The sequence below is a fragment of the Isoptericola sp. MSGPD8_1_ISO-PGPR-S23-394 genome, assembly GCF_058072785.1.
In genome coordinates, this window is the sequence record NZ_CM176517.1 from 3,501,937 (window position 1) to 3,521,297 (window position 19,361).

Below are 19,361 nucleotides of genomic sequence, written 5' to 3' on the forward strand. Positions count from 1 at the left end.
GTCGCCGATGCCTCGACGTCGCGCTGGACACGGTCGACGGCCGCGCCGTCGGTGGCCGCCGCGGCCTCCGGGGGACGTCTGGCGCCGCCGTGAGACCGACCGGGTGGGGTCGGTCTCACGGCAGGGCGTCAGGAGATGGTGGCCGTGCCCTCACCCTCGACTCGGTCGTCGTGCAGCAGGTCGCCGTTCTCGTCCACCGGCGTGACGGTGGCCTCGAACGTGATCGGCGAGTCCGCCTGGTGGTGGAAGTTGGTGCCCACGGAGTACGACTGCCCGGACTCGAACGGGTACACCGACGGGTCGCGGAACGCGGTCGCGTGCGTGCCGGAGTCGTTGACGTCCTGCTCGGCGTAGAGGTCGGCGCCGGTGATCGTGTCCATGCCCTGCATGTACGGCCAGTCGTCGTAGCGGGCGCTGACGTTCACGAGGCTGGAGCCGAGGTCGATCGCGTCGCCCTCGTTGGTGATCACGTAGTTGAGGAACACGATGTCGTCCCCCTCGGCGATGATCGGCTCGTTCTTCTCCGGGTCGACGAACAGGCCGTCCTTGGGCGCCTGGGTGACGCCGACCTCGTAGACGTCGACGCGCACGTCGCCCACCGTGAACGAGGTGATCTCCTCACCGGGCGTGGTCAGCGGGTTGGCCCACTCGGGCTCGGCCCCGGTGCCGCCGGCAGCCTCGTCGGCCGGCTCCTCCGCCGCGACCTCGTCGGTCTCGGAGGCCTCCTCGGTCTCGTCGGTCTCGGAGGCCTCCTCGTCGGCCGAGCCCTCGGTGTCGGCAGACACGTCGGCGGAGGCCTCGGCGGAGGGAGCGGCGTCGGTGGTGTCCGCCTCGTCGCCCGACCCGCAGGCGGCGAGGGCGAGCACGAGGGCACAGCTCAGGGCGAAGGTGGTCGTCGAGCGGGCAGAGCGCATCAAGGTTCTCCAGGGAGGGGAGGGACGGGGCGCCCCGGCACCGGCTCTCACCGGCGCCGCGGGCTCTCGCAGTCTTAGCATGCGCACCCGCCCGAGCCGCTGCCTGCCACCGGCGTGTCTTCCCCCTGCACCGCCCGGTGCGACGAAGGTCTCAGGCCCAGACCAGCCCGCGGGCAGGATCCTCCAGCACGCGCGCGACGTCGGACAGGAAGCGCGACCCGAGCTCGCCGTCGACGAGCCGGTGGTCGAAGCTCAACGCGAGCTGCGTGACCCAGCGCGGCTTGATCTTGCCCTTGTGCACCCACGGCTGCTGGCGGATCGCGCCGAACGCGAGGATGCCCGCCTCCCCCGGGTTGAGGATCGGCGTGCCGGTGTCGATGCCGAAGACCCCCACGTTGGTGATGGTGAACGTGCCGTCGGACATGTCGGTCGGGGTGGTCCGCCCAGCGCGCGCGGTGGCCGTGAGCTCACCCAGCGCCTGGGCGAGCGGGAGGAGGCCGTGCCGGTGCGCGTCCTTGACGTTCGGCACCACGAGGCCCCGCGGCGTCGCCGCGGCGATCCCCAGGTTCACGTAGTGCTTGTAGACGATCTCGCGGGCGTCGTCGTCCCAGCTCGCGTTGATCTCGGGGTGCCGCTTGATCGCCAGCAGCACCGCCTTGGCGGCGATCAGCAGCGGCGTGACCCGCACGTCCGCGAACTCCTTGTCGCCCTTGAGCTTCTCGACGAGCTTCATCGTCCGGGTGACGTCCACGGTGCGGAACACGGTGACGTGCGGGGCGGTGAACGCGCTGGCCACCATCGCCTCGGCGGTCCGCTTGCGCACGGACTTCACGGGCACGCGCGTCTGCCGGCCGTCGTCGGTGACCGAGCCGGTGGCGAGCCACGGCTGGTCGTCGTCGGCGTAGGTCGCGAGCGTCCGCGGTGCGGCGGCCTCGGCGCGCGCCACCACGTCCTCGCGCGTGACGATGCCGCCCGGGCCGGTCGGCTGCACGGACGCCAGGTCGACGCCGAGGTCCTTGGCGAGCTTGCGCACCGGCGGCTTGGCGAGCACCCGCACCCGGGTCGCCGGCGTGGTGCCCGACGGCGCGGCACCGGCGCCGTCGACGGCGGCGGGGACGCTCATCATCGGCTTGGCGATACCCGGCGTCTTCTCCGGGGCCGGTGCCGGGGCCGGCGCGGGGCCGGCTTCGGGGCTGGGACAGCCGGTGCTGCCGGTTCCTCGGCGCGCCGCCGGCGGCGGCGCGACCCGGCAGCGGAGTCGCCCGTGCCGTAGCCCACGAGCACCGACCCGGAGCCCTCGCCGTTCGTCGATCCGCCGGACGCAGCGCCCGGCGAGGCACCCGGCGAGGCCGGCGCACCGGACGGTGTGGCCTCGGGCACGGAGACGTCCGCGGACCCGACCTCGATGATCGGGGTGCCGACGTCGACGGTGGTGCCCTCCTCGGCGAGCAGGGCCACGACGGTGCCGGCGAACGGCGACGGCAGCTCGACCAGGGACTTGGCGGTCTCGATCTCGACGAGGACGTCGTTGACCGCGACGGTGTCGCCCACGGCGACCTTCCACTCGACGATCTCGGCCTCGGTCAGTCCCTCACCGACGTCCGGGAGGGGGAAGCGCTGGTTGCTCATCGTGCTCCTCGGGTTCTCGGGCCGCTCAGTGGGACAGCGCCCGGTCGACGGCGTCGCAGACGCGGTCGACGCTCGGCAGGTAGTCGTGCTCGATCTTCGCCACCGGGTACGGGGTGTGGAAACCACCGACGCGCAGGACGGGAGCCTCGAGGGAGTAGAAGCACTCCTCGGTCACCCGGGCGGCGAGCTCGGCGCCCGCCCCGAAGAACGTGGGGGCCTCGTGCACGACGACGCAGCGCCCGGTGCGGCGGACGGAGCCGACCACCGTGGGGACGTCGAGCGGTGAGAGCGACCGCAGGTCGACCACCTCGGCGCTGGTGCCCTCGGCGGCCAGGGCGTCTGCCGCCGCGAGGGCCGTGGCGACGGTCGGCCCGTAGCCCACGAGCGTCACGTCCGTGCCGGCCCGGGCGATCCGCGCCGTCCCCAGCGGGTCGGGGGCACCGCCGTCGGACCCGGACCCGGGCCCGCCGGCCAAGGACGGGACGGGGCTGCTCAGGTCCACCTCGCCCTTGGACCAGTAGCGGCCCTTGGGCTCGAAGAACAGCACGGGGTCGGGCGAGACGACGGCGGCGCGGATCATGTCGTAGGCGTCCTGCGGCGTCGCCGGCGAGACCACGCGCAGCCCGGGGGTGTGCGCGAACAGCGCCTCGGGCGACTCGGAGTGGTGCTCGATCGCGCCGATGCCGCCGCCGTAGGGGATGCGGATGACCACGGGGACTTGGAGACGGCCCTGCGAGCGGTAGTGCATCTTGGCGAGCTGGGTGGTGATCTGGTCGTAGGCGGGGAAGACGAACCCGTCGAACTGGATCTCGCAGATCGGCCGGTAGCCGCGCATCGCCAGCCCGACGGCGGTGCCCACGATGCCGGACTCCGCCAGCGGCGTGTCCACGACCCGGTGCTCGCCGAAGTCCTTCTGCAGGCCGTCGGTGATGCGGAAGACGCCGCCGAGCCGGCCGACGTCCTCCCCCATGATCATGACCTTGTCGTCGCTGTCCAGCGCAGCCCGCAGCCCGGCGGTGAGGGCCTTCGCGAAGGTCATCGTCTGCGTGCTCATCGGGCGGCCTCCAGGCTGCTGTCCAGGTCGTCCTCGGCGGTGTCGTGCTGGTACGCCTCGAACCACGCCCGCTCGGCCTCCACCTGGGCCTGCGGCGTCGCGTAGACGTGGTCGAACATCGACGACGGTGCCGGGTCCTCGATGGCCCGCACGTCGGCCCGCAGCCGCTCGGCCAGCGCGTCGGCGTCCGCCTCGACGCCGGCCGCCCACGTGTCGTCCCAGCGGTCCTCGGCGCGCAGCAGGGCGGCGAGCCGGTCGATCGGGTCACGCAGCGCCCACTCCTGCTCCTCGGCACGCTCGCGGTAGCGCGTCGGGTCGTCCGACGTCGTGTGCGCGCCCATGCGGTAGGTGTACGCCTCGATGAACGTGGGGCCCCCGCCGGTGCGGGCGCGTTCCAGCGCCTCGTCCATCACCGCGTACGAGGCCAGGACATCGTTGCCGTCGACGCGGACGCCGGGGATGCCGAAGCCCTCGCCGCGCTTGTACAGCGGCACCCGGGTCTGTCGCGAGGTCGGCTCCGAGATCGCCCACTGGTTGTTCTGGCAGAAGAAGATGACGGGTGCGTTGTTCACCGCCGCGAAGACCAGCGCCTCGTTGACGTCGCCCTGGCTGGAGGCACCGTCGCCGAAGTACGTGACGACGGCGGTGTCGCGCTCCGCGTCCCCGGTGCCGACGAGCCCGTCCCGCTGCACCCCGAGCGCGTAGCCGGTGGCGTGCAGCGTCTGCGAGCCGAGCACGAGGGTGTTGAGCTGCACGTTGTGCTCGGCCGGGTCCCAGCCGCCGTGCTCCGTACCGCGGTAGAGGCGCAGCCGGTCCACCGGGTCGACGCCGCGCACCTGCAGCACCCCGTGCTCGCGGTAGGAGGGGAACACGAAGTCCTGCGGGCGCAGCGCCCGTGCGGAGCCGACCTGGGCGGCCTCCTGACCGCGGCCCTGCGGGTACAGGCCGAGCTCTCCCTGGCGTTGCAGGGCGGTGGACTCGTCGTCGAACCGGCGCGTGAGCACCATGTCGCGGTACAGCTCACGCAGCTCGTCGGTGCCGAGGTGGGACGCGCGGTCGCGGTAGGCGGCGGCGCGAGGTCCGTCGGTGCGGCGACCGTCCACGGCGACGAGCTGGACGAGGTCCTCCTCCGTCGCGCCTCGAGTCGTCTCCGGGCGACGTGCCTGTTCCGGGTTCACACGGTCTCCTTCCCTGCCGGGCGGCTGCGCCGGGTCCAGGTCCGGTGCCCGAGTCTCGGGCAGGTGCCGAACCTACGCCTTCGTAGCCTACGCAAGCGTAGGTTGTCGGCACCCCGTCTTGGCTCCCGGTGCGGCGGCCAATGCTCACGACGAGCCTTTGGAGGTTTCCTCCAACCCGACACGGCGTCGGCCCCTAGCTCCTCGTCGCGACCAGCGTGCCGTCCGCGCCGAGCACCAGCTCGCCGTCCAGACCGATCCGGCCGAGGAAGGCCCGGTCGTGGCTGACGACGAGCAGGCCGCCCCGGTAGGAGGAGAGCGCCTGCACGAGCTGGTCGGTGCTGGCCAGGTCGAGGTTGTTCGTCGGTTCGTCCAGCACGAGGAGCTGAGCCGGCGGGTCGGCCAGCAGCAGGCTCGCCAGCGCCACCCGGAACCGTTCACCGCCGGACAGGGTGCGCACCGGCCGGTCGACCTGGTCGCCGCGCACCAGGAACCTCGCGAGCCGGTTTCGCAGCTCCCCGGGCGGCACGTGCGGCGCCCGGCGCCGGACCTCGTCCAGCACGGTCGCCGCGTCGTCCAGGCCGTCCAGACGCTGCGGCAGGTAGCCCACGCGTCCGGTGAGCCGCCGCGCCGCGGCCCGTGTGCCGTCGGGCCCGGCCTGGCGCCGGGCGTCGAGCCCGTCCCCGGCGTCGGGCCCGACGAGCTGTTCGAGCAGCGTCGTCTTGCCCACGCCGTTGGGCCCGGTCAGGGCGAGGCGCTCGGGTCCGGCGAGCACGACCTCTCGCCCGTCGGTGCCCCGGAGCACGGCGAGGCGACGACCCGCGGGCACGTCGGGGTCGGGCAGGTCGACGACGATGCGGTCGTCGTCGCGCACCGCGCGGCCCGCGGCCGCGACCGCGTCGCGCGCCCGCTCCTCGGCGTCGGCCGCAGCCCCGCGCCGAGCACCCTGCGCCTTCTGGGCGGAGTTGCGCCGGTCGTCGACCACGGCCTTGACGTACTTGCGGTTCGCGGTGTCCTTGCGACCCTGCCGCTCGGAGTGGGCGATGCGCTCCTGGGTCTCGATGCGCTGCCGCTTCTCGCGCCGGAGCGTCTGCTCGGCGTCGCGCAGCGCCGACCGCGCCGCCTCCTGCTGGCGGGCGAGATGGTCCTCGTACTGCGAGTACGTACCGCCGAACGTCGTCAGGCTGCCCGTGCGCAGCTCCGCGGTGGCGTCCACGAGCTCGAGCAGCTCGCGGTCGTGCGAGACGACGACCAGCGCCCCGCGCCAGGTCCGGACCAGCTCGTGCAGGCGCTCGCGGGCGGAGCCGTCGAGGTTGTTCGTCGGTTCGTCGAGCAGCGCGACGTCCGCTCCGCGCAGCCGCACGCCCGTGACGGCCGCCAGCACGGCCTCGCCACCGGAGAGCGTGCCGACGCGGCGGTCGAGCACCCCGGTGCCGGCCGACGAGCCTCCCGGCTCCCGGGCGAGGACGTCGGCCGCGGCCAGCGCGGCGACGGCCCGTTCCTCCAGGTCCCAGCCGTCGGCGCCGACGACGTCGAACAGCTCGGGGCGGACGTCGCCGTCGGCGATGGCGCGCACGGCGTCGATCACGCGCCGCACGCCGAGCAGGTCGGCGACCGTGGCGTCCGTGTCGAGGGTGATCCGCTGCGGCAGATGGTCGACGGTGCCGGTGACGGCGACGGCACCGGCGGTGGGTGCCAGGCGACCGGCGACCAGGCGCAGCAAGGTGGACTTGCCCGTGCCGTTGAGGCCGACCAGCCCGGTGCGGCCCGGGCCGAACGCGCCGGACACGCCGGCGATCGGGGTGGCCCCGTCGGGCCAGGAGAACGTGAGGTCGTGCAGGACGACGGCGGGAGTGGAGGGCACAGGAGCTCCGGGGGACGCTGCGGCGTGCGCCGACGTCGTCCACCCGCCAGGAGATGCACCGGTCCGGGTGCGGGAGAGCAGAGGTCAGCGCGAGGTCGAGGGACCGCCGTGCGTGTCCGTCACCGTGCTTCCTTCCGCCCGCCCCCTCTCACACGCGGCCTGCCCGCGGGGACGACGTCGAGGGTGCCACCGGCTGGGGCTCGGCGGCAACCTCTTTGTCCGTGGCCCGCGTCACGAGCCGGGACTCCAGGAGCCTGAAGGCCCGCAGCTGCTGCTCGTTGAGCAACGTGTCGGTGAACTCGGTGAAGAACTCCTCCGTCCCGCTCAGGTCGAGCGGGAGCTGCGCGGCGGCGAGCTCGTCCACGACCGGCCCGTAGACCGCCAGGAAGTCGTCGACCAGGGCCGTGACCTCTGCGTCCGAGCTGTCGGGGCCGAGCCGGTCGAACCGCTCCGACAGGGCGTTCCCCCGCGCCGCGCGAAGGGCGTCGTTGAGCCGCTCGTAGAGTCTGGCGAGGTGCGGCATCCCCTCGTCGCCGGCCAGGTGGGCCAGCAGCACCGTCTGGTCGCGGTCGATCTTCGCCAGGACGCCCACCCACGGGGAGGCACGGACGAACGGCGCCAGCTCCGGCGGCAGGTCGGGGGCCGCGTGGTGGTCGCGGAGCTGCGCGATCACCTCCCGCTGGCGGGCGAGCCGGTCCATCTGGTCGGCCAGCTCACGGTCCAGCTCGTCCAGGAGCTCTCCGGAGTCGGCCGCCGGACCGCCGGTCTCCGTCCCCTCGAGCATGGCCGGCACCTGCGCGAGCGGGATCCCGAGGCCGGCCAGGCGCCGGATCCGCAGGACGCGCACCAGGTCGTGCACGTCGTAGCGGCGGTAGCCGTTGCTCCCCCGCACAGGCTCCGCGAGGACGCCGGTCTGGTGGTAGTGGCGCAGCGTCCGCACCGACACCCCGGCGAGCCGGGCCAGCTCGCTGCTACGCACCGGTCGTCACCACCGTCGCCTCCGACTCCTCCGTGGGTTCCAGGTTACGCAGCGACCGTGCAGCCAGCCCGACGACCGCGGCGACCGACCACACGCCCGCGAGCATGATCGCCGCCGCGTCCAGGCTGGCGTACTCGGTGACCACAGCGGCAGCGACGATCCCGAGCGGCGGCCCGGCGGTCATCATCGAGTTCTGCGTCCCCATGACGCGGCCGCGCACCTGCTCGGGGATCCGTTCGATCATCAGCACACCGACGAGGCTGCTGAACAGCCCGCCGGACAGCCCGACGACGAACGCACCGGCGAACACCACCCACACCGAGGCGAGCGTCGCGACGACGGCGAAGCCCACGGTGGTCCCGACGACTCCGGTGACGAACCACCACCGGCGCCGACCCCGCGCACCGAGCACCGCGTAGGTGCCACCGCCGAGGAGCATCCCTGCCGCCAGCGCCGTCAGGACGTAGCCGAGCATGCCCGGCTGGTCGGCGAGCGTGAAGTAGACCGGCAGGACCAGGCCCTGCAGCGCAGCCAGGACCACGACGGACACGAGGCTGAGCAACGTGGTCATCCTCAGGAACCGGCTGCGGAACAGGACGCCCCAGCCTTCTCGCAGCTGCGTCCACCCGCTCGCCGGGACGCGGTCCGTGCCGGCCTCGGGGAGGTCGCGGACGATAGCGCCCACCCGGTGCGGGACGAGGAGCGTGATGAGCGCGGCCAGCAAGGAGGTCGCCGCGGTGATCCACAGCACCGTGGATCCGTCGAACAGCACCATGAGGGTGCCGGCCGCCGCCGGGCCGATCAGCATCGCCACCGCGCCCAGGCTCTCCCGCAGGCCCATCAGCCGTTCCGAGGAGATCTTGCCGTGCCGCACGATCGCGGGCAGCAGAGCGTCCCGCGCGGTCAGGCCCGGCACGTCCCCGACCGACCCGATGATCCCGAACAGGATGAACCAACCGAGGCTCAGCCCGGTGATCATGTCGACGATCGGCAGGGCGGCGACGGCTGCTGCGGAGACGAGGTCGGTGATCACCGAGGACGTGCGCCGGTTGATCCGGTCGATCACCACACCCATGAAGAGGCCGGCGAGCACCGCGGGGACGGCGGTCGCCGCGGCGAGCGCCCCCATCCCCAGCACGCTCCCGGTCATCTGGAGCACGATCAGCGGAAGCGCGATCCCGGCGACGGAGTTGCCCAGCAGGGACAGCGTGTAGGACGCGAGGTAGGCGACGGGTACGAGTCTCATGGGACCAGTGAGAACTATGACGTCGCGTCGGGGTCAAGGGTGACGTCCGACACGGGTCCCTACCGCACGGCGAGCCGTCTACCGCCGCGTCGCCAGGAACTCCGCGATCCGGCCGATGGCCTCCTCGAGCACCTCGACGTCCGGCAGCGTGACCAGCCGGAAGTGGTCGGGTGCCGTCCAGTTGAACCCGGTGCCGTGCGTGACGAGGATCTTCTTGGCGCGCAGCAGCTCGATGACGAAGTCCTGGTCGTCGTCGATCGCGTAGACCTCCGGGTCGAGCCGCGGGAAGCAGTACAGCGCACCGCGCGGCCGGACGGAGGACACCCCGGGGATCTCGTTGAGCAGCCGGTCGGCGAGCATGGTCTGCTCGTAGAACCGACCGCCGGGCACGATGAGCTCGTCGATCGACTGGTAGCCGCCGAGGGCCGTCTGGATCGCGTGCTGCGCGGGGACGTTGGAGCACATGCGCATGTTGGCGAGCAGCGTGAGGCCCTCGAGGAACTCGGTCGCCGTCTCCTTCGGCCCGGAGATCATCACCCAGCCGGCCCGGTAGCCGCACACCCGGTACGCCTTGGACAGGCCGCTGAAGGTCAGGCAGAGCACGTCGTCGCGGGCGGCCGTCGCGGCGTGGTGGTGCACCGCGTCGTCGTAGAGGATCTTCTCGTAGATCTCGTCGGCCATGACGACGAGATCGTGACGCCGCGCGATGTCGACGAGCGCCTTGACCATCTCCTCGCTGTAGACGGCGCCGGTGGGGTTGTTCGGGTTGATGATCACCAGGGCGTGCGTGTTCTCGGTGATCTTCGACTCGATGTCCGCCAGGTCGGGCATCCAGCCGTTCGCCTCGTCGCACGCGTAGTGCACGGGCGTGCCGCCGGTGAGCGTGACGGCACCCGTCCACAGGGGGTAGTCGGGCGCTGGCACGAGGATCTCGTTGCCCTCGTCGACGAACGCCTGCAGCACCATCGAGATGAGCTCCGAGACGCCGTTGCCGATGAACACGTCGTCGACCATGGTGTCCCGCAGCCCCCGGGACTGGTAGTACTGGGCGACCGCGGTGCGCGCCTCGTAGATGCCCCGCGAGTCGCTGTACCCCTGCGCCTCGGGCAGGTGGTGGACGACGTCGGCGAGGATCGCCTCCGGTGCCTCGAAGCCGAACGGTGCCGTGTTGCCGATGTTCAGCTTGAGGATGCGGTGGCCCTCGGCCTCGAGGCGCTGGGCCTCGGTGAGGATGGGACCTCGGACGTCGTAGCGGACGCCGCGGAGCTTCTGGCTCTGTCGAATGGTGCGCACCGCCCCATCTTCGCCGCTCCCCCGGGCTCGCGCGAACAGCCAATCGGCGACCGGTGGCCCTGGGCCCCGTCGCGACGGGTCATCCGAGGGGCGGTTCATCCAAGGCGGGCGGCCAGCGCCGTCACCGACGGCGCGACGGCCGCCCCGGAGGACAGCCCGCTGGGCACCGGGGCCCCGGCCCGCACGGCCAGCGGCAGCACCCCCGCCCAGACGTCGTGGTCCTCGCCGTCGTCCGGCCGCTCACCGACGCCTCCCGTGCGGGTCTTCACGCTCACACGGTCGAGAGGCACCTGAAGCACCTGCGTGGCGGCGACCTCCTTGGCAGTCATCTCCCGCACCTCGGCCCGGCGCCCCGGCATGAGATGGTCGCCGATCTGCCACAGCGCCTCGACGCGCAGCTCGCGCGGGACGACGGTGGCGCGACCGGCGACCATCACGGAGCGGTAGTTGGCGGAGCTGTCGTGCAGCGACCGGGCATAGACGAGACCGTCGAGGTGCGAGACCGCAACGGAGACGGGCACGCCGTCGGACCCGGCGTCGAGGAACAGCCCGCCGCCCGTGGACCCGTGCAGCAGCAGGCGGCGCCCCAGCCCGTCGCCGAGGTCGCCGACGGCGTACAGGTAGGGCAGCACGACGGGGTACCCGTCGCGCACCATCGCCACGTGGGCGAGGAAGCCGTCGGCGAGGATGCGGTCGACGACGGCGGGGTCGTCGGTCTGACGGTCGGGCTTGCGGCCCACGGTCAGGCTCGGGCAGGTGGCGGGTGCGGCGGCGTGCGGGGCGGTCTCGGTGGTCACGCACCCGACCGTACGGAGCCCGCTGGACTACCGTGTAGTCCACTCCCGACCTCGACGGATGGACCACTTCGATGCCCGACGACGGCACCCCGCCCGGCCGCCCGCCGCGGACCAAGGTGGCCCACGTCGCCGACCTGGTCCGCGGCATGGTCCACGACGGTCGGCTGACCGAGGGCGACGCGCTGCCCTCCACCCGCGCGCTCGCCAACGAGCTGGGCCTCGCCCGGGGCACGGTGACCGCCGCCTACGAGCAGCTGGACGGCGAGGGCTACGTGGTGCTGCGCCACGGCACGGTGCCACGGGTGGCCGCGACGCTCACCGGGCCGCTCGCCGAGCCGGCGCCTCCGCGCTCCACCCGGACCGCCGCCACGGGTCCGGCGGTGACGCCCGCCGTCGTCGACCTGACGCCCGGCGTCCCCTCCGTCGCGGCGGTCTCGGAGCGGGACCGGCGGGCGGCGTGGCGGCACGCGGCCGCCCAGCCGCTGGTGGCCGCCTACCCCGACCCGGCGGGCGAACCGGAGCTGCGCACCCAGGTCGCCAACCAGCTCGCGCTGAGCCGAGGCTTCGCGCCGGACGCCGGGCGCGTCGTCGTCACCGCCGGCACCACCGAGGCGATCTCCCTGCTGGTCGAGGTGGCTGCCCGACGGTCCGGCCCGGACGCCGCGCCACGGGTCGCGGTGGAGAACCCGGGCTACCGCTCGGGCCGCCGGGCAGCGCAGTCTGCGGGCGGCGTCGTCGTCCCCGTACCGGTCACCGACCACGGCATGGACCTCGACGCCCTGCGGGCAGCACACGCCCGCGAGCGCCTCGACGCCGTCCTGGTCACGCCGAGCCACCAGTACCCGCTGGGCGGCGCGATGCCCGTGGCACGGCGGCACGAGCTGTTGGCGTGGGCATCCGCCGAGGGTGTCCTCGTGGTCGAGGACGACTACGACTCGGAGTTCCGGCACCGCGGCGCCCCGCTGCCGGCCCTCGCCGCACTCGACGCCGACGGTGTCGTCGTGCACGTCGGCTCGTTCTCCAAGGTGCTCGACCCGCGGCTCCGGTGCGGCTACCTCGTGCTGCCCGACGACGGCGCCCCGGACGGGGCGGGCATCCTCGCGGCGCGCTCGGCTCGGGGCGCCACCGTGGCGAGCGTGACCCAGCACGCGCTGGCCCACCTCATGTCCACCGGGGCGCTGCGGCGACACGTCGCCCGCTGCCGCCGCGACTACCGGACCAAGCGCCGGATCGTGGCCGAGGCCTTCGAGGGTGCGGACGGTGTGCAGATCCGGGCGCTGGACGGCGGGCTGCACGCGGTCCTGGAGCTCGACCGCGTCCCGGCGCCGGACCTGGTCGCGCGGCTCGCGGACCGCGGCGTGCGGGTCGCCGACCTGCAGGACTACGTCGTGCCGGGGTCCGGTCTGGAGCTCAACGGCATCGTGCTCGGCTACGCGCCGCCGTCGGCCACCGTGCTGCGCGACGCGCTGCGGACCATCCGCGCGGAGGCTGGACCAGACCAGAGGCCTTGATCCACGTTCCCACCAGACCTGAATGACGACGGGGGTAGTGCTCCAGGTTCCTGCGCAGATGCTGCTGCGGCGGTAGAGATCAGCCGAGCTCCTGGAGCGAGGAGGTCCGCTCCCCGCCGGCATCGCCAGTGTTGACGGTGCCCTGGGGCTCGATGAGCAGCGCCTGGACCTCGCCGTCGGCCCGCGGGCAGTGCTCCACACCCTTCGGGACCACGAACACGTCGTGCGGGCCGAGGTGGACGTCGCGATCGCGGAGCTGGATCGTGAGCTGCCCGCTGACGACCAGGAAGAGCTCGTCGGTGTCGGGGTGCGCATGCCACACGAACTCGCCGTCGAGCTTGACGACCTTCACGTCGTAGTTGTTGACGCTCGCCAGGCGGTGGGGCTGCCACGGTTCGGGGACAGCGGACAGGGCAGTGAGGATGTTGCGCACGTCGTCGGTCACACCGACAGCCTAGACATCGCCCAGGACGATGCGGATCGCGCGCCTCGCGTGCTCCATCGCCTCCTGCTTCGATGGCGCCGGCTCCAGGCCCAGCAGCCGGCGGCGGTGCCGCTCCCCCAGCAGCAGGGTGTACAGGGCGTCGGCGCGATCGGCGTCGGCGCCGCTCCGTGCGTCGAGGATCTGAGCGAGCGCCGCGACGGAGGCGGCGGGTCCGCGCTCGAAGAACGCCTCCGCGAGGTCCGGGTGCTGCCGCGCCTCCGCGACGACGAGCCGGTGCAGCGTCACCGCGTCGTCGCCGTGCAGCGTGTGCACGATCCGCGCGGCGACCTCCTCCAGCTCCGTCCCGTCGTGCAGCCCTTCCTGCTCGTGCTCGTGCAGCCGTTCCACGGCGGCGACGAACAGTCCGGTCTTGTCGGTGAAGTGGCGGTAGACGGTCCGCTTGGTGGCGCCGACCTCCGCCGCGACCGCCTCGATCGTCGTCCCGGCGAGCCCGCGGGAGGCGAACAGACAGGTCGCCGCATCGAGGATCTCCGCACGCCGCGCATCGACCTCCCCGCGCCGCGGCCGGCCGGGCCCTGGTCTCGTCGGTGTCCGCGCCGTCCGTGCCTCGATCCTCATCCACGTAATGATACGTTGCCGTTTCATTGATGCCAAGGAGGAGCGATGACCACCACACGACTGCTGCACGTGGCCTTCAGCGACGACTGGGAGGCGTGCCAGCGGTTCGGGGAGTACGACGTCGCCACGCGCAACACTCTCTACGACGACACCGGCTTCATCCACGCCACGACGGCGGCGGGACTCCCGCTGGTCCTGCGCGACGTGTACGGCGACGCCTCCGAACCGCTGGTCCTCGCCGTCTTCGACGAGGCCGCGCTCGCCGACCAGGAGGTCCCTGTGCGCTGGGAGCCCGGCGCCGGGCCGGACGGCGCGGCCGCCCCGCGCATCGGCCGCCCGCTCTCGATGGACCGCGAGACCGTCGTCGCCGTCCTGCCCCTGCGGCGGGACGAGGACGGTTGGGTCGTCCCCGATCTGGACGGCCTGGCAGTGCGCGACGCCGCCCCGGACGCCGGCTGAGCCGGAAGGGCCCGCCGTCGCGATGCGACGGCGTGGAAGTCCACGCTTCACCGAATGATGCGTGGTCGCCCGCTACGCGACTCAGCCCAGCAGCACCTTCACCTGCCGCCGGACGCCGGCCGCGTCGAGCCCGTGGGCGGCGGCGTGGTCACGCGGCGTGCCGTAGCGGCGCAGCTCGGCGTCGCGGGGCACCCCGACGTGCAGCACCCGCGCCGGCCGGTCGGACAGCGCCGCCGCGACGGCCGCCGCGCTGGTCCCCGCCAGGTACGGCTCCACGACCGCGAACACCGGCGTCGGCCCGGCCAGAGCGCGCAGCCCGGCGGCGTCGAGCGGGTGCGGAGTCACCGTGGACGCCACCCGCACGGGCAGGTCGCGCGTGGCCTCGAGGACGACGTCGAGCATGGGCCCGACGGCGAGGACCAGCGGAGCGCTCGACGCGCCGGCCCGCCTCCCGGACGCGACGTCGCGCACCAGGTGGACCCGCCCGTCCACCGGCCGGGGCACCGCGTTGCGCTGCCCCGAGAGCCGCACATAGACCCGGCCGGTGCCGGCGGCCTCACGGTGCAGGATCTCCGCCACCTCGTCGGCGTGCCCCGGCACGTGCACGGTCCATCCCGGCAGCGCGGACACGAGCGCGACGTCGGCGGGGGCCTGGTGCGTCCGCCCGCCGGAGCTGACGTCGTAGGACGCGCCGGCGCTGACGAGCAGCGCGCCGACGTCCTGGTGGCCGAGGTCGAGCTTGACCTGCTCGTAGGCGCGCTCCACGAGGAACGGCGCGAAGGTGTGCACGATCGGTCGCCGCCCGGCCAGGGCGAGGCCGCCGGCCACGCCCATCATGGCCTGCTCCCGGATCCCCACGTCGACCACCTGGCCGGGCCGCCGGGCGATCGTGTCGCCGACGTAGCCCGACCCGATGACGGCCAGCACGAGGACGGCGTCCGGGTGCGCCGCGAGCACCGGGTCGAGCTCGGCGTAGAACCGTGCCCGCTGGTCGAGCACCTCGGCCGCGCTCATGCCGCCACCTCCGTCGCCGGGACGTCGACGACGACGGCGGTGGGCCGGTCGGGTGCCGTGCCCCGCAGCGCGGCCGCGAGCGCCCCGTGGTCGTGCGTGCCGACGTCGGCGGTGTGCCACCCCTCGAGGGCGAAGCGGGCACCGAGGCCGCCGGGCCAGCCGAGGGAGTCGCTGTGGTTGTCGACGACGACGCAGGTGAGGTTGTCGAGGCCGAACCGGCCGGCGACGGCGATCGCCTCGGCGTTGCTGCCCTCGTCGAGCTCCGCGTCACCCACGAGGACGACGACGCGCGCCCGCGAGCGCTCCCGCAGTCCGAGCGCCATGCCGACGGCGAGGGGAAGGCCGTGCTCGAGCGAGCCGCTGCCGATCTCGATGCCGGGCACGAGCGTGCGGTCGGGATGGTGACCCAGCGGTGAGTCCCAGGAGGCGACGTCGTCGAGCCACTCGACGGGGAAGAAGCCCCGGGCGGCCAGGACGGCGTAGGTGGAGGCCGGGCCGTGCCCCTTGGAGAGCAGGAACCGGTCCCGTTCCGGGTGCTCGGGGTCGTCCGGGAAGACCCGCAGCACCTGGTCGTACAGCACCCAGACGACGTCGAGGGTCGAGTGGGCGCTGGGGTCGTGCTTCTCGTCGCCGGTGACGCGGGCGATGAGGTCGGTCACGGCAGGTGGGACGGTGGTCGTCGTGGTCATGCACCGATCGTGTAAGTTCAAGTCAACTTGAGGTCAACCCCTGGAGGACTGCCGTGTCGATCGAGCGCTACCTGACCATCGGCGACGTGTCCCGGCGCAGCGGGGTCGCGCCGTCGGGCCTGCGCTACTACGAGTCGCTCGGGCTGATCACGTCGCGTCGCACCGCCGGCAACCAGCGGCGCTACGAGCGCACGACCCTGCGGCGGGTCGCGTTCATCCGCACGGCCTCCCGGGTGGGGCTCACGCTGGACGAGATCGGCGAGGCCCTCGCGACCCTGCCCGAGGCCCGCACCCCCACCGCCGAGGACTGGACCCGCCTCTCCCGCTCGTGGCGCCCCCTCCTCGACGCGCGCATCGCCGCCATCGAACGGCTGCGCGACCAGCTCGACTCCTGCATCGGCTGCGGCTGCCTGTCGCTGGAACGGTGCATGCTCCAGAACCCCGCCGACCGGGCCGCCGCGCTCGGTCCGGGCGCGCGGTTCCTGGAGGGCGACAGCCCGGCGGACGCCGTTCGGGCGGCGAGCGATCGAGCCGCCGGCTGACCCGCCGATGTCACACCCGCGGCCGCCGCATCGTCCCGTGGGTATGAGCAGACACACGAGACACACCACACCGAGCACCCACGTCCTGATCATCGGTGCCGGGTTCGCTGGCGGCATGGCCGCGGTCCGGCTCGCGGGACGTTCCCGCGGCCGGGTGCGCGTCACCGTCGTCAACCCGCGCCCGACGTTCGTCAACCGCCTGCGCCTGCACCAGGTCGCCACCGGGCAGCGCGTCCCCGCCCCCGGCATCCGCCGGATGCTGGGCTCGGACGTCGCGTTCGTCCAGGGCTGGGTCACCGGCCTCGACCCAGACGCCGGCCGCGCCAGCGTCTCCGGGCCGGACGGCCCGCGCACCATCAGGTTCGACCGGGTCGTCCTCGCCACCGGCAGCACCACCGAGCCGGTGCCGGTCCCGGGCGGCGAGCACGCCTACGGGGTCGCGGACCTGGCGTCCTCCGAACGGCTGCGGCACGCTTTCGCGAGCCTGCCCGTCGGGGCGGACGTCGCCGTCGTCGGCGGCGGGTTCACAGGGCTGGAGACCGTCGGCGAGCTGGCCGGGTCCCGCCCCGGCCTCAGGGTCCGCCTGGTCACCTCCGGCGAGGTCGCCGGCTGGTTCGGGCCCCGGGCCACCGCGCACGTGCGCGCCAGCCTGGACGGGCTCGGCATCGAAGCCGTCGGCGGCTCGCGCGTCGAGGCCGTCGAGCCGCACCGTCTGCTGCTGGACGACGGCGCCGAGGTCCCGTCGGACCTCACCGTCTGGTGCGGCGGGTTCGCCGCGCCGCCGCTCGCGCGCGAGTCGGGTCTCGCCGTCGACCGGGCCGGGGCGGTCCTCACCGACGATGCGCTGCAGTCGGTCTCCCACCCCCAGGTGCTGGCCGTCGGCGACGCCGGTCACACGGTCGCGCCCCACGGCGGCCGGTACAGCATGTCGTGCCAGTTCGCGTTCCCGTCGGGGGCGCACGCCGCCGACGTGCTGTCCGCCGAGGCCCTCGGCACGGTCGCCGACGACGGCCCGGCACCGCTCGACCTGGGGTTCCAGGGGCGCTGCGTCAGCATCGGCAGCCACGCTGCCGTGCTCCAGCTCACCGACCGCGACGACGTCGCCACGGACCGTGCGCTGACCGGCCGCGGCGCCGTCGCAGCGAAGAAGGTCCAGGTGCGCGGCGTGATGTCGGCGATCGGGTTCGCGCGCCGCGTGCCGGGCGCGATCCGCTGGCCCGGCTCCGGCAGCGCGCTCCGCCCCGTCCAGGCGCCGGTGGCAGGCTGAGCAGATGTCCCGCACCGACGATTTCACCGCGCTGCGACCGCTGCTCTTCGCCATCGCCTACCGGATCCTGGGCAGCGTGAGCGAGGCCGAGGACGCCGTGCAGGAGACCTGGTTGCGCTACGAGGGCACGACGGCGGAGCCGACGTCGGTCAAGTCGTTCCTGTCCGCCGTCGTCACCCGGATCTCGATCGACGTGCTGCGCTCGGCGCGGGTCCGGCGCGAGGAGTACACCGGCGCCTGGTTCCCCGAGCCGCTGCTGGACGACCCCTACGAGGACCCGGAGCGCTCCGCCGAGCTCGCCGACTCGGTGTCCATGGCGGCCCTGGTGCTGCTCGAACGGCTCAGTCCGCTGGAACGGGCCGTGTTCGTGCTGCGCGAGGTCTTCGGGCTCGACTTCACCGAGATCGCCGCCACGGTGGAGCGCACCGAGGCCGCCTGCCGGCAGCTCGCGTCCCGGGCACGCCGGCACATGGCCGAGGGTCGCCCGCGGTTCGACGCCGACCGCCGCGAGCGCGAGGAGCTCGCCGCCCGGTTCATCGAGGCGTTCCGGGAGGGAGACGTCGACGGCCTCACCGAGCTCCTCGCCGCCGACGTCCAGGTGATCGGCGACGGCGGCGGCAAGGCACCGGCGTTCCCCCGCCCCGTCGCCGGCCGGAAGAAGGTCACCCAGGCCTTCCACGCCTTCGCCGAGATGCTGTCGGCCGCCGACCTGGTGATCGCGCAGCACGAGGTCAACCACCAGCCGGGCATGGTGATCTCCACCACGGACGGGCAGTTCCTCGCCGTCATGGCCCTGGACGTGCTGGACGGACACATCCAGACGGTCCGCGGAGTGATGAACCCCGACAAGCTCGCGCACCTGGGTCCCGTGGCCGACGCCTGGGCGGTGCAGGCCCGGGCGGTCCGGGCCCGGCACGAGCAGTCGTGACTCCTCGCTGGCGTCCGACGCCGACGTAGGTCACGGTGGGAGCGTCCGTCCGCAGTCCTCAGAACCCCGGAGGTCCTCATGAAGGTCGTCGTCATCGGCGCGCTCGGCAAGGTCGCACGCCACCTGATCCCCCTGCTCCGGAAGGACGGGGACGACGTCGTCGGCGCGGTCCGCAAGCCGGAACAGCTCGACGAGGTGCGCGGCCTGGGTGCCGAGCCGCTGCTGCTCGACGTCGAGAACGCGAGCACCGAGGAGATCGCGGCCGCGCTCCGGGGCGCCGACGCCGTCGTGTGGTCCGCGGGCGCCGGGGGCGGCAACCCCGACCGCACCTACGCCGTCGACCGGGACGCCGCGATCCGCTCGATGGACGCCGCCGCGAGCGCCGGCGTGTCCCGCTACGTGATGGTCTCCTGGATCGGGTCCGTGCCGGACCACGGGATCCCCGAGGACTCCACCTTCTTCGCCTACGCGGACGCCAAGCTCGCGGCCGACGATCACCTGCGCGGCACCACCCTGGACTGGACGGTCCTCGGCCCGGGCAGCCTCACCGACGACGCCCCGACGGGCCGCATCGAACGCGTCGCCGACGGCGTGAACCTCGCCCGCGGCGAGGACTCGGCCGTGCCCCGGGCGGACGTCGCCCAGGTGGTGGCGGACACCCTGCGCGAGCCCCTGACCGTCGGCCGTTTCGTCCGGTTCCGCGGGGGCGAGACGCCCGTGCCCGACGCGTTGCGCGGCTGACGGCTGCGCCGGCCCCGCAGCGTGCCGGCGCCGTCAGTCCGGTGTGTGCTGGTGCAGCAGGAGCCGCCAGCCATCGTCCGCGGGGACGTACGTGCTGGCCAGGGTCGCGGTGGAGGTGTCCCCGCCGTGCACGCCAGAGCCAGCGCAGCGCGTCGGGCAGCAGCACACCGACGTGGAGTTGGCGGAGTCCCCGGCA

18 protein-coding genes and 1 pseudogene are annotated in these 19,361 nt (G+C 73.6%); 6 read left to right on the forward strand and 13 right to left on the reverse strand.

Annotated elements, in window-relative coordinates; translation table 11 throughout:
* Positions 1-128: 128 nt before the first annotated feature.
* The 9 genes and pseudogenes from AC3RJ8_RS16105 to AC3RJ8_RS16145 all read right to left on the reverse strand — a co-directional run bounded on the left by AC3RJ8_RS16105 (position 129) and on the right by AC3RJ8_RS16145 (position 10,951).
* Positions 129-914 carry a hypothetical protein gene (locus tag AC3RJ8_RS16105; RefSeq protein WP_489713557.1) on the reverse strand — a complete coding sequence of 262 codons (786 nt, stop codon included), beginning with the start codon at positions 912-914 and terminating at the stop codon, positions 129-131.
* Between the two features lie 151 nt (positions 915-1,065).
* A pseudogene (locus AC3RJ8_RS16110) lies at positions 1,066-2,543 on the reverse strand (dihydrolipoamide acetyltransferase family protein).
* Positions 2,544-2,568: 25 nt separating this feature from the next.
* On the reverse strand, positions 2,569-3,597 hold the full coding sequence (locus AC3RJ8_RS16115; RefSeq protein ID WP_489713558.1) for an alpha-ketoacid dehydrogenase subunit beta: 1,029 nt from the start codon (positions 3,595-3,597) through the stop codon (positions 2,569-2,571).
* Positions 3,594-4,775, reverse strand: a complete 1,182-nt coding sequence (gene pdhA / locus AC3RJ8_RS16120) for a pyruvate dehydrogenase (acetyl-transferring) E1 component subunit alpha (RefSeq protein WP_489713559.1) — start codon at positions 4,773-4,775, stop codon at positions 3,594-3,596. The genes AC3RJ8_RS16115 and pdhA overlap by 4 nt, the downstream gene beginning before the upstream one ends.
* Before the next feature lie 193 nt (positions 4,776-4,968).
* Positions 4,969-6,636, reverse strand: a complete 1,668-nt coding sequence (locus AC3RJ8_RS16125) for an ABC-F family ATP-binding cassette domain-containing protein (RefSeq protein WP_489713560.1) — start codon at positions 6,634-6,636, stop codon at positions 4,969-4,971.
* Between the two features lie 148 nt (positions 6,637-6,784).
* On the reverse strand, positions 6,785-7,615 hold the full coding sequence (locus AC3RJ8_RS16130) for a MerR family transcriptional regulator (protein ID WP_489713561.1): 831 nt from the start codon (positions 7,613-7,615) through the stop codon (positions 6,785-6,787).
* A complete protein-coding gene (locus AC3RJ8_RS16135; RefSeq protein ID WP_489713562.1) occupies positions 7,608-8,861 on the reverse strand; it encodes an MFS transporter in 1,254 nt (417 codons plus the stop codon). The genes AC3RJ8_RS16130 and AC3RJ8_RS16135 overlap by 8 nt, the downstream gene beginning before the upstream one ends.
* 78 nt (positions 8,862-8,939) lie before the next feature.
* Positions 8,940-10,154 (reverse strand): pyridoxal phosphate-dependent aminotransferase, encoded by a 1,215-nt coding sequence (locus AC3RJ8_RS16140; RefSeq protein WP_489713563.1) that lies wholly within the window; start codon positions 10,152-10,154, stop codon positions 8,940-8,942.
* Between the two features lie 95 nt (positions 10,155-10,249).
* The gene (locus tag AC3RJ8_RS16145) at positions 10,250-10,951 is read right to left on the reverse strand and encodes a pyridoxamine 5'-phosphate oxidase family protein (protein WP_489713564.1); all 702 of its coding nucleotides are present in this window, start codon (positions 10,949-10,951) and stop codon (positions 10,250-10,252) included.
* Between the two features lie 71 nt (positions 10,952-11,022).
* Between AC3RJ8_RS16145 and pdxR the strand changes: the two genes are divergently transcribed.
* On the forward strand, positions 11,023-12,462 hold the full coding sequence (gene pdxR, locus AC3RJ8_RS16150; RefSeq protein ID WP_489713565.1) for a MocR-like pyridoxine biosynthesis transcription factor PdxR: 1,440 nt from the start codon (positions 11,023-11,025) through the stop codon (positions 12,460-12,462).
* A gap of 79 nt (positions 12,463-12,541) precedes the next feature.
* On the opposite strand, the gene AC3RJ8_RS16155 is transcribed toward pdxR, so the two are convergent.
* Together AC3RJ8_RS16155 and AC3RJ8_RS16160 are read right to left on the reverse strand one after the other, a co-directional pair.
* The gene (locus AC3RJ8_RS16155; RefSeq protein ID WP_489713566.1) at positions 12,542-12,907 is read right to left on the reverse strand and encodes a cupin domain-containing protein; all 366 of its coding nucleotides are present in this window, start codon (positions 12,905-12,907) and stop codon (positions 12,542-12,544) included.
* Positions 12,908-12,916: 9 nt separating this feature from the next.
* Complete coding sequence (locus AC3RJ8_RS16160) at positions 12,917-13,525, reverse strand: TetR/AcrR family transcriptional regulator (protein WP_489713567.1); 609 nt, start codon at positions 13,523-13,525, stop codon at positions 12,917-12,919.
* Between the two features lie 45 nt (positions 13,526-13,570).
* Here AC3RJ8_RS16160 and AC3RJ8_RS16165 point away from each other — a divergent pair, with 45 nt between their 5' ends.
* Positions 13,571-13,984 carry a DUF952 domain-containing protein gene (locus AC3RJ8_RS16165; protein ID WP_489713568.1) on the forward strand — a complete coding sequence of 138 codons (414 nt, stop codon included), beginning with the start codon at positions 13,571-13,573 and terminating at the stop codon, positions 13,982-13,984.
* Between the two features lie 81 nt (positions 13,985-14,065).
* On the opposite strand, the gene AC3RJ8_RS16170 is transcribed toward AC3RJ8_RS16165, so the two are convergent.
* Both AC3RJ8_RS16170 and AC3RJ8_RS16175 read right to left on the reverse strand, forming a co-directional pair.
* Positions 14,066-14,998: a transketolase family protein gene (locus AC3RJ8_RS16170; RefSeq protein WP_489713569.1), complete on the reverse strand. Its 933-nt coding sequence runs from the start codon at positions 14,996-14,998 to the stop codon at positions 14,066-14,068.
* Positions 14,995-15,687: a thiamine pyrophosphate-dependent enzyme gene (locus AC3RJ8_RS16175; RefSeq protein ID WP_489713570.1), complete on the reverse strand. Its 693-nt coding sequence runs from the start codon at positions 15,685-15,687 to the stop codon at positions 14,995-14,997. The genes AC3RJ8_RS16170 and AC3RJ8_RS16175 overlap by 4 nt, the downstream gene beginning before the upstream one ends.
* 53 nt (positions 15,688-15,740) lie before the next feature.
* Here AC3RJ8_RS16175 and soxR point away from each other — a divergent pair, with 53 nt between their 5' ends.
* The 4 genes from soxR (at position 15,741) to AC3RJ8_RS16195 (ending at position 19,165) form a co-directional block, all read left to right on the forward strand.
* A complete protein-coding gene (gene soxR, locus AC3RJ8_RS16180; protein ID WP_489713571.1) occupies positions 15,741-16,229 on the forward strand; it encodes a redox-sensitive transcriptional activator SoxR in 489 nt (162 codons plus the stop codon).
* Positions 16,230-16,272: 43 nt separating this feature from the next.
* Positions 16,273-17,496 (forward strand): NAD(P)/FAD-dependent oxidoreductase, encoded by a 1,224-nt coding sequence (locus AC3RJ8_RS16185; protein WP_489713572.1) that lies wholly within the window; start codon positions 16,273-16,275, stop codon positions 17,494-17,496.
* A gap of 4 nt (positions 17,497-17,500) precedes the next feature.
* Positions 17,501-18,424, forward strand: a complete 924-nt coding sequence (locus AC3RJ8_RS16190) for an RNA polymerase sigma-70 factor (protein WP_489713573.1) — start codon at positions 17,501-17,503, stop codon at positions 18,422-18,424.
* A gap of 78 nt (positions 18,425-18,502) precedes the next feature.
* Positions 18,503-19,165, forward strand: coding sequence for an SDR family oxidoreductase (locus AC3RJ8_RS16195; RefSeq protein ID WP_489713574.1), 663 nt, complete (start codon positions 18,503-18,505; stop codon positions 19,163-19,165).
* The last annotated feature ends 196 nt before the right edge of the window (positions 19,166-19,361 follow it).

Bases quoted from the DNA above. Each gene is read 5' to 3' on its own strand.
- AC3RJ8_RS16105 (WP_489713557.1), bottom strand. From the start codon at position 914: ATGCGCTCTGCCCGCTCGACGACCACCTTCGCCCTGAGCTGTGCCCTC.
- AC3RJ8_RS16115 (WP_489713558.1), bottom strand. From the start codon at position 3,597: ATGAGCACGCAGACGATGACCTTCGCGAAGGCCCTCACCGCCGGGCTG.
- AC3RJ8_RS16135 (WP_489713562.1), bottom strand. From the start codon at position 8,861: ATGAGACTCGTACCCGTCGCCTACCTCGCGTCCTACACGCTGTCCCTG.
- pdxR (WP_489713565.1), top strand. From the start codon at position 11,023: ATGCCCGACGACGGCACCCCGCCCGGCCGCCCGCCGCGGACCAAGGTG.
- AC3RJ8_RS16160 (WP_489713567.1), bottom strand. From the start codon at position 13,525: ATGAGGATCGAGGCACGGACGGCGCGGACACCGACGAGACCAGGGCCC.
- AC3RJ8_RS16165 (WP_489713568.1), top strand. From the start codon at position 13,571: ATGACCACCACACGACTGCTGCACGTGGCCTTCAGCGACGACTGGGAG.
- AC3RJ8_RS16170 (WP_489713569.1), bottom strand. From the start codon at position 14,998: ATGAGCGCGGCCGAGGTGCTCGACCAGCGGGCACGGTTCTACGCCGAG.
- AC3RJ8_RS16175 (WP_489713570.1), bottom strand. From the start codon at position 15,687: ATGACCACGACGACCACCGTCCCACCTGCCGTGACCGACCTCATCGCC.
- AC3RJ8_RS16185 (WP_489713572.1), top strand. From the start codon at position 16,273: ATGAGCAGACACACGAGACACACCACACCGAGCACCCACGTCCTGATC.
- AC3RJ8_RS16190 (WP_489713573.1), top strand. From the start codon at position 17,501: ATGTCCCGCACCGACGATTTCACCGCGCTGCGACCGCTGCTCTTCGCC.
- AC3RJ8_RS16195 (WP_489713574.1), top strand. From the start codon at position 18,503: ATGAAGGTCGTCGTCATCGGCGCGCTCGGCAAGGTCGCACGCCACCTG.